Source organism: Sediminibacterium roseum (assembly GCF_009939005.1).
GTDB classification, from domain to species: Bacteria; Bacteroidota; Bacteroidia; order Chitinophagales; family Chitinophagaceae; genus Sediminibacterium; species Sediminibacterium roseum.
Map to the genome: position 1 here is coordinate 572,399 of NZ_JAACJS010000002.1, position 13,946 is coordinate 586,344.

A 13,946-nucleotide genomic window follows, 5' to 3' on the forward strand; every position below is an offset into this window, starting at 1 on the left:
CTTTGCCTCATGAAAACAATCGGCATCATCGGCGGCATCTCCTGGTTATCCACCGTAGAATATTATCGGTTCTTGAACCAGATCGTTAACGACAGGCTCGGTGGCGTGAACGCTGCGAAAGTGATCGTGTTCTCGGTCAACTTCGCAGACATCAAGCGTTTAACCGAGGTGGGCGATTGGGAGGGTCTTGCAGAACTTTGTTCGGATGCGGCAAAGCGTTTAGAACTTTTTGGAGCGGATTGCCTGCTCATTGGCGCGAACACGATGCATAAGATAGCTGATCGGGTACAGTCTGCCGTATCAATTCCACTCATACACGTAGCTGTTGTTACAGCGGATGCCATCAAACAAAAAAACATCAGCACCGTTGGGTTGTTGGGTACAAAGTATGTGATGCAGCAGGATTTTTACCGCAACAAATTGGCAGACCAGGGCATCACGGCCCTTATTCCTGAACAGGAGGATATCGATTACATCAACAGCGCCATCTACAATGAATTCGGGAAAGGCATCTTTACGGCTGAGGCCAAACAGCGTTTCCTCGCGATCATCGACGGCCTGGCCAGTAAGGGCGCACAGGGCGTGATCTTCGGATGCACCGAGATTCCTATTTTGCTGCAGCCGTCTGATTGCAATATTCCTGTGTTTGATACTACGCTGATCCACGCAACCGCTGCCGTGGATTTTGCATTGCAGTAGTATCCATCACTTTTTGGGGTTGCAAAAAAGAATAGTCGCCGTTATGGTTTATATTCAGCAACAAAAGCCCGGGAACACATCGCGGCTAAACCAACATGACGGCTTTCAAACGCACCCTGTCGCTGCAAACCACCATCGCCATCGTTATCGGCGGCGTGATCGGTTCTGGTATTTTCATGAAACCGGCGCTGATGGCCTCTCAATTGGGCTCGCCTGTGTTGCTGCTGAGCGTATGGGTGGTTGCCGGATTGATCACCCTGTTCGGCGCATTGTCTAACGCCGAGCTCGCTTCCATGTTTCCGCAAACAGGCGGGCAGTTTGTGTTCTTTCAAAAGATCTATGGAAAAGGTTTTGCTTTTTTATACGGGTGGGCCGCATTCGCGGTTTTTAACACGGGTGGCAATGCCTCGATCGCCTATGTGTGTTCGCAATACACCAATTATTTTGTGGCGCTTCCACGGTTTAGCGTTTCGGTTGAACATTCCTGGGTGATACACCTGCCTTACATCGGCGATCTTTTTCCGCTTGAGAATTTTGGGGTAAAGACATTGACCATACTCATCATTCTCGTACTCACTTTCATCAGCTACCGCAGCGTTCAGTATGGAAGCAGGCTGCAACGGATACTCACACTGCTCAAAGTAGTCGCGATCGTTTTACTGGTTGCCGGTGTTTTTGGATCGGGCAAAGGATCCATGCAGCATCTTTCCCAAACACTTCCTTCTGCTCCGCATGGCTGGAAGCTGGTGGCCGCATACATGGCCGCGATCGCAGGCGCTTTCTGGGCATACGATGGATGGAACAACATCACTTTCGTTGCAGGCGAGATCAAAGAACCCCAGAAAAACATTCCGAAAAGCCTGTTCGCGGGGTTGTTGTTCTGCATTTTTATCTACGCCTCCATCAATCTTGTTTATATATACGCGCTGCCCATCGATGCACTTGCTTCATCCTCCTTTGTGGCATCCGATGCTGCCCTGGTTGCCTGGGGAACGCTGGGCGGGAGCATCATCGCGCTGATCGTGATCCTTTCAACCGCAGGCACCACCAACGCCAACGTGCTGGCCACCGCACGTGTAACTTTTGCGATGGGCAAAGACAACCGTATGTTCAGGTGGGCCGGTAAAGTACACCCCAACTACAATACGCCGGGAAACGCCTTGTGGCTCAATGCTGCATGGACGGTGGTACTCATATTGAGCGGCTCTTTTGATATGCTTACCGATATGCTTATTTTTGTAAGCTGGTTTTTTTATGGCATGAGCGCATTGGGCGTTCTCATCCTCCGCAAAAAAATGAAAGACACGCCACGTGCGTACAGGGTATCGGGCTACCCGGTTGTACCGGTTGTTTTTGTTGCGTTCACCGCGTTTTTCCTGGGCACCACTCTGGTGAACGATATTCAGAACTACAGGCAGGACCTCACCCCGGTGATCAATGCATTGCTCGGGATCCTTATAACCTGCATCGGCATCCCGGTATACCTTTTTTCGGGAAAGAAGAATGCCCCGGTTTTACCAGATTAACGTGGTTTCTGTGCCGATCTGTGGGATCTGTGACCTATTTTCGCCCACAAACCAGTAAGAAACATGGAGGCAGTGATAGAAGCCATTGGAAAATTATTCGAATCGATCGGGCACCCATCGCCAACCCGCATCGAGAAACTGCCACAGAGCGGGAGCGACCGCATCTATTTCCGTATTTATTCGGGTGATGAAACATTCATCGCCACCTACAACCTCAACCAGCGCGAAACGCAAACCTTTGTTTATTTCAGCAGGCATTTTGTAAATGCAGGGTTACCGGTTCCGCAGATCCTCGCGGTGAATGCGGATGATACCATCTATATACAGCAGGACCTCGGCACCGAATCATTGCTCAATAAACTCGAACAACACGGCCACGGCGATTACGCGTATGGATTGTTCCAGAAAAGTTTGGCGCAACTGGCGCGGGTTCAGATCCTGGGCGATAAGGGACTGGATTATGATTGGTCGCTCACCGCAAAGGAATTCGGTAAACAGGCCATCCTGAGTGATCTTCTTTATTTCAAATACTATTTTCTCGATACGCTTCAACTTCCATACGATAAACAGGCGATGCTCGAAGATTTTGATGCATTGAGTACCTACCTTACGCGTACAGAGAACAAATATTTCATGTTCCGCGATTTCCAGAGCCGGAACATCATCGTTAAAAACGACGAAGTAAACTTCATCGATTACCAGGGCGGTATGAAAGGCGCGCTGCAATACGATGTGGCATCGCTGCTCTGGCAGGCCAAAGCAGAGCTGAGCGAAGAATGGAAAGATTCTTTGCTTGAATATTACATGGACCAGGTAGATGCTTTGCTGCAGAAGCCGGTAGACCGGATCACGTTTGTGAGCCAGTACAACGGGTATGTACTGATCCGTTTGCTGCAGGTAATGGGCGCTTATGGTTTCCGGGGATTGTTCGAGCGGAAAGCGCATTTCCTTGCGAGCATCCCGCTTGCATTGCGGAACCTGAAATTTTTTATCGAACACAAACGCATAGGGATCGTAACACCAGAATTTGACCGGGTGCTGCGGCTGGTTGTGGCCGACGATATGATCAAACGTTTTGAACCGATGCGGGCAGATGCGAACACACCATTGGTGGTAACCATCAACAGCTTCAGTTACAAAGTGGGCATTCCATCAGACTGCAGCGAGAATGGCGGCGGATTTGTGTTTGACATGCGCGGCATTTTAAACCCCGGCCGCTTTGATGAATACAAAACACTCAGCGGCAAAGACAAAAGCGTGCAGGATTTTCTGGAACAGCGCACACGCATGAACGAATTTCTGAACAGTGTGTGGGACCTGATAGACATTACCGTAGAAGAATATTTGAAAAGAGGATTCAGTAACCTGATGATCAATTTCGGCTGCACAGGCGGCCAGCACAGAAGCGTGTATGCTGCCGAACAAACGGCGAGGCACCTGCGCAATAAATACAACCTGAAAGTAAACCTCGAACACACCAACACGGCCAACTGGAAAACCACACTGTAATTATGAAGGGAATGATCTTCGCAGCAGGACTTGGCTCGCGGCTGAAACCGTGGACCGACAACCACCCCAAGGCTTTGGCAATGGTGAATGGAAAGAGTTTGCTGCAGCGGAACGTGGCGTATTTACAACAACACGGTATTACGGAGGTGATCGTTAATGTGCACCATTTTGCGAAGCAGATCATCGATGCGGTTAATGAGAACAAAGGATGGGGCTCATCCATCACTATTTCAGACGAAACGGAAGAAGTGCTTGAAACAGGCGGCGGGTTGCAAAAAGCAGGCTGGTATTTTAACGGTACGGAACAATTCGTTGTAATGAATGCCGACATTCTTACCGATATGAACCTTACCGACATGATCGCCCGGCACAACCGGCAGAATGCACTCGCCACCCTTGCGGTGAGCAACCGCGAAACATCCCGTTATTTTTTGTTCGATGAACAGAATGTGTTAAGCGGCTGGCGCAATGTAAAAACAGGCGAGGAAAAGATCGTGCGAAGCGCAGCGGCCCTTACACAGAAAGCATTCAGCGGTATACATGTGATCGATACATCGCTTCTGGAAATGATCAGCCAGCAAGGCAAGTTTTCAATGGTAGATGTTTACCTTGACCTGGCGAAGAACCATATCATCTCCTCTTACGACCATACCGGTTGTAAACTGATCGATGTGGGCAAACCGGAGAGCATTGAAAAAGCAGCTATTCTATTCCCCTGATTTTTCCAGATGGAGACAATACATTTTGCAATCATCGGCTGCGGACAAATAGCCCAGCGCCATGCGAGGCAGATGCGCGTATATGGTAACCTGGTTGCCGTTTGCGATACCATTCCGGACCGCGCCGATGCACTGGCAAAAGAATACGGCGCCACGCCTTACTATTCAATCGAAGACCTGCTGGAGAAAGAAACGGCGGTTGATGTGGTTGCCGTATGTACGCCCAACGGCCTGCACGCGGAGCACACGATACGCAGCCTGCACGCGAAACACCATGTACTGGTAGAAAAGCCGATGTCGCTCACGATGGAAGATTGCGACATCATGATGCAGTCGGCCCGGCTTGCAGGCAGGAGCATCTTTCCCGTGGTTCAAAACCGATTCAATCCGCCCGTCCTCGCAATAAAAAATGCGCTCGATGCGAATGCTTTTGGAAAGATCTCTTCCATTCAACTCAGTTGTTTGTGGAACCGCCCGCCAGCGTATTACGAACATCCATGGCATGGGAACAAGGAAATGGATGGAGGCATTTTGTATACGCAGTTCAGTCATTTTATTGACCTCCTGTATTGGTTTTTTGGAGAAGTGAAGACGGTCAAAGCCATTACGGCAAATGCGGCGCACGATGCGATCGATTTTGAAGATTGCGGTGCGGTGGCGCTTGTGTTTGAAAACGGCATCATTGGAACCATTCATTTTTCGATCAACGGTTTCAAAAAAAATTACGAAGGATCGCTTACCATTCTTGGCGAGAAAGGCACAGCTAAAATTGGCGGCGAATACCTCAATACCCTCGAGTTCGCGGAATTTGAAAACTACGAACCCGCAATGATTCCCGGTGATACGGCGGCCAACGATTACGGCGCATACAAAGGATCGATGAGCAATCACCACCAGGTATACGCCAATCTTGTTGAAACGCTCCGCAACGGAAAAGCGTTCTACGCATCCGCATACGAAGGAACGAAAACGGTGGAGATCATTGAACGCATCTACGAGGCGGCGCGGGGTGCATGAACGGCTCGTTGTGGTTGCGCGAACACGGATACCGACTTTTTTAAACGTTTACAAACATCCATCCCGTATATTAGCATAACACGGGATGCCTGATTCCCGTAACCACGATTCACGAGCACAAAACCGATTATGCCCTTCCAATCTACCACCTCCACCATCCGCGACGTTGCATTTGGAAAGAATGTGCGGGTGGTTGAGCCCTGCAACCTGTATGAATGCACCATCGGCAACGACTGTTTTATCGGGCCATTTGTGGAGATACAAAAAGGGGTGTTGATCGGCGATCATTGTAAGATACAGTCACACAGCTTTATTTGCGAACTGGTTACCATCGGCCATCATTGTTTCATCGGCCACGGTGTAATGTTTGTAAACGATACCTTCCCAAATGGAGAACCTTCGGGTAACAGGGATTTATGGAAGCCGACAAAGATCGGCGATCATGTTTCCATCGGCAGCAATGCCACACTGTTGCCTGTTTCCATATGCGATCATGTGGTGATCGGCGCAGGTGCAGTGGTTACCAGGAATATTACAGAGCCTGGTGTTTACGCAGGCAATCCCGCAAAAAAGATCGGTCAGGAGAAATAATCTCTGCTCCCTGCGTTATACCTTAACGTAGATCTTTTTCTTATCAAGAATATACACGATCAGCCAGAAAAACGTGATCATGCAGAGTGCATAGAACAGCGAACCGATACGTAGATCGGTGGCGATATTCTTGCACACATGTTCATAGAACCAGGGGAAGAAAGAGGTGTATACTTTTTTACCTTCGGGCGTAACATGATCAACCCATCGGAACATTGCGGTTAACCTGGGCAGGAATCCGCTCAATACAAAAATGAACAGCGGGTTTTTTCCAAACACATCGAAGAAGCGGCTCCATTTTCCTTTTTTTCCTTTGAATTCGATGAGATAGATCAATGTGCCGAGTATCATGATGGCCAGGCCGGTGGTATAAAGTACATAACTGCTCGTCCATATTTTTTTGTTCACAGGGAAAACCATATCCCAGCAATAGCCTGTGAAAAACAACACCAGTCCTGCTACAAAAAGATTGGACAGCATTTCATAGGTCTTGCCTTTTTGCTGAACGTATTGTCCTACAAAAAAACCAAAGATCACCTGCACCACGGCTGCCATGGTACTCATCGGCCCCTCGGGATCGAACGGAACGCCTTCGCCTTTGTAAATATGGGTAAGGCCTATGATCTTCAGATCAACCGGTGTGCCGAACCACCCGGATAAACTATACGGATCACCCGGCGCGCCTGCCACCAGGCAGATGAACCAATAGGCGAGCAGCAGCACTGCGCTGATCACAAATGCGCCTTTTGCCTTTGCATAATACACGATTACCGAAGCGAAGAAATAACAGAGCGCTATGCGTTGCAGCACGCCGAAGATGCGAACGTTTGCCCACGGTTTGCCGGCAATGTGCTCTCCATCCCACCTTACAAAAGGGCTCCAGTTGAGCAGCAGCCCGATGGCAAAAATGAGTACGGTACGTTTGATCACTTTTTTCCAGAATACAGCGGGCCCCGCCTGTTCAAAACGCGGCATCACAAAGGCCATCGCATTGCCAACAGCAAAGAGGAAGAAAGGGAACACCAGGTCGGTTGGCGTGCAGCCATGCCAGGTAGCGTGTTCAAGCGGCGCGTAAATATGCGACCAACTGCCGGGGTTGTTAACCAGTATCATCAGGGCAACGGTGGCGCCCCGGAAAACATCCAGCGAATAGTAGCGTTGGTTCATGGTAGTTGGGTTTAACAGGAATACGGGCAACAAGGTACAAGAAACCGGCAAAAACCTGTATGCTGTTTCAGGGTTTCTTTCGGCTCCGGCAACGAATTTCTCCCGCAACCGGGTTTATCGTTATTTTGTAGTCCAATAATTTTATTGTTTTCATGCGCAAAAATATAATGATCACCGGCGGTGCGGGTTTTATCGGTTCGCACGTAGTACGGCTTTTTGTAAACAAATACCCGGATTATACGATCGTAAACCTGGATGCCCTTACCTACGCGGGCAACCTCGAAAACCTGGCTGATGTAGATGCAAACCCCAACTATCATTTTGCCAAAGCCAATATCCTCGATACGGAAGCGATCGAAAAAGTGTTTGATGAATATTCCATCACGGATGTGATACACCTTGCTGCCGAATCGCATGTAGACAGGTCGATCGTTTCACCACTGGATTTTGTATACACCAATATCATCGGCACGGTAAACCTCCTGAATACAGCGCGGAAAAAATGGAAAGACGATTATTCAAAACACCGTTTCTACCATATTTCAACGGACGAAGTGTATGGAAGCCTGGGCGATAGCGGGCTTTTTTCAGAGACCACGCCTTACGATCCCAACTCCCCTTATTCAGCAAGCAAGGCCGCATCCGATCATTTTGTGCGGGCCTACCACGAAACCTACCAGCTGCAAACCGTTGTTTCAAACTGCTCAAACAATTACGGGCCGTTTCATTTCCCCGAGAAACTCATTCCTTTGTTCATCCACAACATCATAGAAGAAAAACCATTGCCGGTTTACGGAGATGGATTGTATACACGCGATTGGCTGTACGTAAAGGACCATGCGCTCGCGATCGATCTTGTTTTTCATGAAGGAAAAAATGGCGAGACCTATAACATCGGCGGTTTCAATGAATGGAAGAACATCGACCTCGTAAAACTATTGTGCGCACAGATGGATGAAAAACTGGGAAGGGAAAAGGGCCACAGCGAAAAACTCATCACCTATGTGAAAGACAGGCCGGGGCACGACCGGCGTTACGCAATCGATGCCACCAAGATCAACAAAGAACTTGGCTGGAAACCAACCGTTACTTTTGAGCAGGGACTCAGCGAAACGATAGATTGGTACCTGTCCAATACCGAATGGCTGCAGCACGTAACCACCGGCGCCTACCAGAAATATTATGAATCGATGTATGTTAACAGGTAATTAAATGCGCATAGAAAAAACGATACTGGACGGATGTTTTCTTATTCACGACACCTTTTTCGGGGATGCACGCGGTTATTTTTTTGAGAGTTACAACAGGAAAAAATTCTACGAAGCATCGGGGATGGATGTAGACTTCGTGCAGGACAACCAATCCCACTCCCAACGCGGTGTATTGCGCGGGCTTCATTTTCAAACGGGTACTTCGGTACAGGCAAAACTGGTCCGGGTGCTCAGGGGTAAAGTGCTGGATGTGGTGGTGGATCTGCGCAAGGCATCGGCCACGTTCGGCCAGCACCTTACGGTAGAGCTGTCAGAAGAAAGCCGTACACAGCTGTTCGTTCCGCGCGGTTTTGCACACGGTTTTGTAACACTGAGTGAAGAGGCAACTTTTTTTTATAAATGTGACAATTATTACGATATTTCCTCAGAGGGCGGGATCATTTACAATGATCAAACGCTCAACATCGACTGGAAGATCTCAAGTGATGAGATCCTTTTGTCAGCGAAGGATCAAAAGCTGCCTGCGTTCGGTGAAGCTGTAAAGACCATAAATTTTTAATGATGAAAGGTATTATTCTGGCGGGTGGTTCAGGTACGCGTTTGTATCCTATTACCAAGGGCATCAGTAAACAGCTGATGCCGGTATACGATAAACCGATGATCTATTACCCGTTGTCGGTTCTGATGCTGGCCGGCATCAACGAAGTGCTCATCATAACCACACCGGAAGATTCGCCGCAGTTCCAGCGTTTGCTGGGCGATGGCGCAGAGCTGGGATGCCGTTTCGAGTACGCGGTACAGGCAGTGCCCAACGGGCTGGCGCAGGCATTTGTGATCGGCGAAAAATTTGTGGGCAACGACAAAGTGGCTTTGATCCTGGGCGATAATATTTTCTACGGAGCAGGTTTCAGCAAACTCATTCAATCCTTTGTTGATGTAGATGGAGCGGCTGTTTTTGCATACGAGGTAAATGACCCGGAACGGTATGGCGTGGTTGAATTTGATGAGAACCGGAATGCGGTCTCCATCGAAGAAAAACCCGCGGTACCACGTTCGAATTATGCCGTTCCCGGCTTGTATTTCTACGATAACAGCGTGGTCTCCATCGCCAAAACCATGAAACCCTCGGCCCGCGGCGAATACGAGATCACCGATGTAAACCGGGAATACCTCAGGCAGGGGAAACTTAAAGTGGGCATCATGAACCGCGGCACCGCCTGGCTCGATACCGGCACCTTCGACTCCTTCGCCGATGCCTGCGAGTTTGTTCGCGTGATAGAAAAAAGACAAAGCCAGAAAATCGGGTGCATCGAAGAGGTTGCTTACCGGATGGGCTACATCAACCATGCACAATTACTCGGCCTTGCCGATCAATATGCAAAAAGCGGATACGGAGAATACCTGAAAAATATACGCAAGTAAGATCTTTTTAAAACGGCCAACGTATATTTGTGCAATCATTTTTCAGAAAGTTTAAACAAAATTATTTCCGCTGCGTTACTGATTGCTATGGCTGTTTTTACCATCAAAGACCTCGAAAACCTGTCCGGTATCAAGGCCCATACCATCCGGGTATGGGAGCAACGGTATAATTTTCTCAGCCCGCAGCGGTCAGACACCAACATCCGCTACTATTCCAACGAAGAGTTACAGAAGATCCTGAATGTGGCCCTGCTCAACAAGTATGGCTTCAAGATCTCGTACATCGATAAGATGTCGGAAACCGAGATCAACGAAAAGATCCTCTCCCTGGCGCAGGCGCAGGCGCAGCAGGAAAGGGTGGTGAACGAACTCATCAGCTCGATGACCGATCTCAGGATGGATGATTTTGAATCGCGGATAAACGATTACATCAAGACCAGCGGGATCGAAAAAACGATCATGCAGATCCTTTTCCCCTTCCTGGAACGCATCGGCATTTTGTGGCTCACCAGCCACATCAACCCCGCCCAGGAGCACCTTGTGAGCAACATGATTCGCCAGAAAATAATCGCGGGGATAGACGGCGCCAGGAAAGAGCCGCGGTCGGCCAAAACCGTCCTGCTGTTCTTACCCGAAGGCGAACACCATGAAATGGGTCTTTTGTTTATCCATTACCTCCTGAAAACAAGGGGCGTAAAAGTGTTGTACCTCGGTGCCAATATCCCGCTGAAAGACGTGGCTTATGTGGCTTCGCTGAAAAATCCCGATATCCTCTACTCGCACCTGACCTCCTGCTGCGATAATTTCAATTTCGACAGGTTTATCCTCAACCTGCATAACCGGATGCCCGGCCAGGAGGTTGTTGTTTCCGGGTTGATGACACAGGCCTACAAAAAGAAGCTTCCACCCGCCATCAGCTTCAAAAAATCACTTTCAGAGGTGATGGAATACATGGAAACCCTGTAAAAACGTCGTTCCGGCACCCTTTTTTAACCTGATAAGGCAGAAATCCCGCAAATGGTAAAGGGTTTGCTCTACCACTATTTTAATTTTGGGTTTGCATTATTTTGTTTAACTTTATACCCTCAACTTTTAAACACATCTATATGTCTAAGATAGAATTTAACGAGATGTTGTTGTCGAACGCCGATTTTTTAAAACCGTTTGCCGTTACGCTTACGCATGACAATGAGGCTGCCAAGGATCTTTTCCAGGAAACATTGTACAGGGCGCTTGCGAATAAGGATAAGTATAATGTTGGTACCAATATAAAAGCGTGGTTGTATACCATCATGCGCAATATTTTTATCAATAATTATCGAAAAAAGGCGAAGCAGTCTACTGTTTTCGACAACACGCCCAACGATTTCCTGCTGAACCACAACCAGGGTGCGGTTGCGAATGCGGCCATAGAAAGCATCAACCTGAAAGAGGTACAGCAGGCGATCTACAATCTCCCGGAAATTTTCCGCAACCCATTCCTGTTGTATTTCGACGGGTATAAGTACCACGAAATTGCCGATATGCTTGGGGAGCCATTGGGAACGATCAAGAGCCGCATTCACTTTGCGCGCAAATTGCTGAAGACGCAGATCGAACGTTATTAATTCATCCATCAACGTCCTGCGCCATCCTTTGAAGAAGAAAGTGATCGTTATCGGAAGCGGGTTCGCGGGCCTTTCGGCTGCCTCTTTTATGGCAAAGGCCGGATGGGATGTGACGGTCGTTGAAAAGCACGAAACCCCCGGCGGCCGGGCACGGCAGTACTCTTCAGATGGATTTACGTTCGATATGGGCCCGAGCTGGTACTGGATGCCGGATGTGTTTGAGCGTTATTTTAAACAGTTCGGGAAAAATGTTTCAGATTATTACCGGTTGCAAAGACTAAACCCGTCGTACCGCGTATATTATAAAGATGGCCCGGTAGACATTCCCGCCGATCTGCCATCCTTGCAACAATTGTTTGATTCCATAGAACCGGGAGCGGGCAAGCGCCTTTTGAAATTCCTGGAAGAAGCGGAATACAAATACAAAGTGGGCATGCAGAAACTTGTGTTCAAGCCCGGCAGATCATTGACAGAATTTATTGATCCAGACCTGGCAAAAGGTTTGTTCCGCCTCGATGTTTTCAGCTCCATGCGCTCGCATGTTGCCAAATATTTCAGGCACCCCAAACTGGTGGAGCTGATGGAATTTCCCGTGTTGTTCCTGGGCGCACTTCCCGAACGGACACCCGCCTTGTACAGCCTGATGAATTATGCAGACATCAAGGGCGGTACCTGGTACCCCGAAGGCGGCATGTATACCATCGTAGATTCCATGTACCGGCTCGCGCAACAGCTCGGCGTTCGCTTTGCTTTTTCAGAAGAGGCAACAGGCATCGTTGTAGAAAACAATACCGCGAAAAAGATCGTTACGAGGAAACGGGATGGAACATTTTCGGAATACGAAGCAGACGTGATCATCGGTGGAGCCGATTACCATCACATCGAAACCGCATTGTTACCGGGCAAATACCGCAGTTATTCGGAAGACTATTGGAACAGCCGTGTAATGGCGCCCAGTTGCCTTTTGTATTATATAGGACTGAATAAAAAGATCGATGGACTGCAACACCATTCCCTGTTCTTCGATACTTCTTTTGCTGTGCATGGCAAAGAGATCTATACAACAAAAGAATGGCCAAGCGATCCCTTATTTTATGTGTGCGCCACTTCTGTTACAGACAGGCACGTGGCACCGCCCGGTTGTGAGAATTTATTTTTACTGGTACCGGTTGCCACGGGTTTGGCAAACGATACGGAAGCACTGAGAGAAAAATATTTCGGAATGATCATGGGGCGGATGGAAAAACATTTTAACCAGTCGCTGAAAGACTCGGTGATCTTTAAAAGATCATTTGCACACAGCGATTTTACCAGCGAGTACCACGCGTTCAAGGGCAACGCCTACGGCCTCGCAAACACATTGATGCAAACCGCGGTACTAAAGCCATCGTGCCGAAGTAAAAAAGTGAAAAATCTTTTTTATACCGGCCAGCTAACCGTTCCCGGCCCCGGCGTTCCGCCGAGCCTGATCAGCGGAGAAGTGGTTGCAGGTGAAGTGTTGAAGGCATTCTAAGCAGGAAATATTTGAGATCGATCCATATTAAGTTGAAGGACGGAAAACCGGTCCCTGAACGATTTGCAATTTTTCAATCAAGAAATTCCAAAACCAAACACATGATAGACCTGTTTCATCAAGTGAGCCAGGAGTGCAGCAGGATCACCACGGAGAGATACAGCACCAGCTTTTCTTCGGCGATCCGTTTACTGCACAAAGACATGCGTGCACCCGTTTTCAACGTATACGGCTTTGTCCGCTTTGCGGATGAGATCGTGGATACGTTTCATGCATACGACAAGGCCGCACTGCTGAACGAGCTCAAGGAAGAAACGTTCCGCGCCATAGAACGCGGCATCAGCGTAAATCCCGTGCTCAACAGTTTTCAGTTGACGGTGAACGAGTATTCAATTGATCATGCATTGATCCAATCGTTCTTCCACAGCATGGAACTCGATCTCAACAAATACAATTACGACCGCGCGGGTTATGATGAATACATTTATGGAAGCGCGGAAGTAGTGGGGTTGATGTGCCTGCAGATCTTCTGCGAAGGCGATCGATCAACCTATGAAAAACTAAAACCGTACGCACGCAGCCTCGGCGCCGCCTTTCAGAAAGTGAATTTTTTACGTGATGTAAAGGCCGACCTGGAAGGGCTGGAGCGCGTTTACTTTCCCGGCTGCGATCTTCGTAACTTTACGGCGGCCGACAAGGCTTCGATCGAAAACGAGATACAGAAAGATTTTGAGAATGCATTTAACGGGATCGTGATGCTGCCGGCAAAAGCAAGGTTTGGCGTGTATGTGGCTTACAGGTATTACCTCTCCCTGTTCAGGAAGATCAGGAAGATGAAACCGCAACACATTTTGCAGGACAGGATCCGCATCCCCGATTACCTTAAGATTTTTATCGTTGCCAATGCCGGCATACGCAGCCAGTTGAACCTGCTGTAACCATTATTCAACCAAGAGACCCAACGA

General features: G+C 48.6%; 14 protein-coding genes. 13 read left to right on the forward strand and 1 reads right to left on the reverse strand.

The genetic code is table 11. The features are described 5' to 3' along the window. Positions 1-9: 9 nt before the first annotated feature. The 6 genes from GWC95_RS02470 to GWC95_RS02495 all read left to right on the forward strand — a co-directional run bounded on the left by GWC95_RS02470 (position 10) and on the right by GWC95_RS02495 (position 6,061). Positions 10-699 (forward strand): aspartate/glutamate racemase family protein, encoded by a 690-nt coding sequence (locus GWC95_RS02470; RefSeq protein ID WP_161817080.1) that lies wholly within the window; start codon positions 10-12, stop codon positions 697-699. A 95-nt stretch (positions 700-794) separates the two neighbouring features. Continuing rightward, positions 795-2,225 (forward strand): APC family permease, encoded by a 1,431-nt coding sequence (locus GWC95_RS02475; RefSeq protein WP_161817081.1) that lies wholly within the window; start codon positions 795-797, stop codon positions 2,223-2,225. Positions 2,226-2,288: 63 nt separating this feature from the next. Then, a complete protein-coding gene (locus GWC95_RS02480; RefSeq protein ID WP_161817082.1) occupies positions 2,289-3,734 on the forward strand; it encodes a RapZ C-terminal domain-containing protein in 1,446 nt (481 codons plus the stop codon). A gap of 2 nt (positions 3,735-3,736) precedes the next feature. Next, the gene (locus GWC95_RS02485; protein WP_161817083.1) at positions 3,737-4,453 is read left to right on the forward strand and encodes a nucleotidyltransferase family protein; all 717 of its coding nucleotides are present in this window, start codon (positions 3,737-3,739) and stop codon (positions 4,451-4,453) included. A 9-nt stretch (positions 4,454-4,462) separates the two neighbouring features. Then, complete coding sequence (locus tag GWC95_RS02490; protein ID WP_161817084.1) at positions 4,463-5,470, forward strand: Gfo/Idh/MocA family protein; 1,008 nt, start codon at positions 4,463-4,465, stop codon at positions 5,468-5,470. A gap of 129 nt (positions 5,471-5,599) precedes the next feature. Beyond that, positions 5,600-6,061, forward strand: coding sequence for an acyltransferase (locus tag GWC95_RS02495; protein ID WP_161817085.1), 462 nt, complete (start codon positions 5,600-5,602; stop codon positions 6,059-6,061). Positions 6,062-6,076: 15 nt separating this feature from the next. On the opposite strand, the gene GWC95_RS02500 is transcribed toward GWC95_RS02495, so the two are convergent. After that, the gene (locus GWC95_RS02500; RefSeq protein WP_161817086.1) at positions 6,077-7,228 is read right to left on the reverse strand and encodes an acyltransferase family protein; all 1,152 of its coding nucleotides are present in this window, start codon (positions 7,226-7,228) and stop codon (positions 6,077-6,079) included. A 152-nt stretch (positions 7,229-7,380) separates the two neighbouring features. Between GWC95_RS02500 and rfbB the strand changes: the two genes are divergently transcribed. The 7 genes from rfbB to GWC95_RS02535 all read left to right on the forward strand — a co-directional run bounded on the left by rfbB (position 7,381) and on the right by GWC95_RS02535 (position 13,919). After that, positions 7,381-8,436: a dTDP-glucose 4,6-dehydratase gene (gene rfbB / locus GWC95_RS02505; RefSeq protein WP_161817087.1), complete on the forward strand. Its 1,056-nt coding sequence runs from the start codon at positions 7,381-7,383 to the stop codon at positions 8,434-8,436. A gap of 4 nt (positions 8,437-8,440) precedes the next feature. After that, positions 8,441-8,998 carry a dTDP-4-dehydrorhamnose 3,5-epimerase gene (gene rfbC, locus GWC95_RS02510; protein WP_161817088.1) on the forward strand — a complete coding sequence of 186 codons (558 nt, stop codon included), beginning with the start codon at positions 8,441-8,443 and terminating at the stop codon, positions 8,996-8,998. A 2-nt stretch (positions 8,999-9,000) separates the two neighbouring features. Beyond that, the gene (gene rfbA, locus GWC95_RS02515; RefSeq protein ID WP_161817089.1) at positions 9,001-9,861 is read left to right on the forward strand and encodes a glucose-1-phosphate thymidylyltransferase RfbA; all 861 of its coding nucleotides are present in this window, start codon (positions 9,001-9,003) and stop codon (positions 9,859-9,861) included. Positions 9,862-9,948: 87 nt separating this feature from the next. After that, complete coding sequence (locus GWC95_RS02520; RefSeq protein WP_161817090.1) at positions 9,949-10,827, forward strand: MerR family transcriptional regulator; 879 nt, start codon at positions 9,949-9,951, stop codon at positions 10,825-10,827. Between the two features lie 140 nt (positions 10,828-10,967). Next, entirely contained in the window at positions 10,968-11,468 is a 501-nt protein-coding gene (locus GWC95_RS02525; RefSeq protein WP_161817091.1) for an RNA polymerase sigma factor, read from the forward strand. Positions 11,469-11,496: 28 nt separating this feature from the next. Next, the gene (locus tag GWC95_RS02530; protein WP_161817092.1) at positions 11,497-12,981 is read left to right on the forward strand and encodes a phytoene desaturase family protein; all 1,485 of its coding nucleotides are present in this window, start codon (positions 11,497-11,499) and stop codon (positions 12,979-12,981) included. 101 nt (positions 12,982-13,082) lie between these two features. Further along, positions 13,083-13,919: a phytoene/squalene synthase family protein gene (locus GWC95_RS02535; RefSeq protein ID WP_161817093.1), complete on the forward strand. Its 837-nt coding sequence runs from the start codon at positions 13,083-13,085 to the stop codon at positions 13,917-13,919. Positions 13,920-13,946: the final 27 nt, after the last annotated feature.

What these genes read in the sequence shown, in the direction of transcription:
- GWC95_RS02520 (WP_161817090.1), top strand. Translation starts at nt 9,949, where the DNA reads ATGGCTGTTTTTACCATCAAAGACCTCGAAAACCTGTCCGGTATCAAG.
- GWC95_RS02480 (WP_161817082.1), top strand. Translation starts at nt 2,289, where the DNA reads ATGGAGGCAGTGATAGAAGCCATTGGAAAATTATTCGAATCGATCGGG.
- rfbA (WP_161817089.1), top strand. Translation starts at nt 9,001, where the DNA reads ATGAAAGGTATTATTCTGGCGGGTGGTTCAGGTACGCGTTTGTATCCT.
- rfbB (WP_161817087.1), top strand. Translation starts at nt 7,381, where the DNA reads ATGCGCAAAAATATAATGATCACCGGCGGTGCGGGTTTTATCGGTTCG.
- GWC95_RS02525 (WP_161817091.1), top strand. Translation starts at nt 10,968, where the DNA reads ATGTCTAAGATAGAATTTAACGAGATGTTGTTGTCGAACGCCGATTTT.
- GWC95_RS02500 (WP_161817086.1), bottom strand. Translation starts at nt 7,228, where the DNA reads ATGAACCAACGCTACTATTCGCTGGATGTTTTCCGGGGCGCCACCGTT.
- GWC95_RS02485 (WP_161817083.1), top strand. Translation starts at nt 3,737, where the DNA reads ATGAAGGGAATGATCTTCGCAGCAGGACTTGGCTCGCGGCTGAAACCG.
- GWC95_RS02490 (WP_161817084.1), top strand. Translation starts at nt 4,463, where the DNA reads ATGGAGACAATACATTTTGCAATCATCGGCTGCGGACAAATAGCCCAG.
- GWC95_RS02495 (WP_161817085.1), top strand. Translation starts at nt 5,600, where the DNA reads ATGCCCTTCCAATCTACCACCTCCACCATCCGCGACGTTGCATTTGGA.
- rfbC (WP_161817088.1), top strand. Translation starts at nt 8,441, where the DNA reads ATGCGCATAGAAAAAACGATACTGGACGGATGTTTTCTTATTCACGAC.
- GWC95_RS02475 (WP_161817081.1), top strand. Translation starts at nt 795, where the DNA reads ATGACGGCTTTCAAACGCACCCTGTCGCTGCAAACCACCATCGCCATC.
- GWC95_RS02470 (WP_161817080.1), top strand. Translation starts at nt 10, where the DNA reads ATGAAAACAATCGGCATCATCGGCGGCATCTCCTGGTTATCCACCGTA.
- GWC95_RS02535 (WP_161817093.1), top strand. Translation starts at nt 13,083, where the DNA reads ATGATAGACCTGTTTCATCAAGTGAGCCAGGAGTGCAGCAGGATCACC.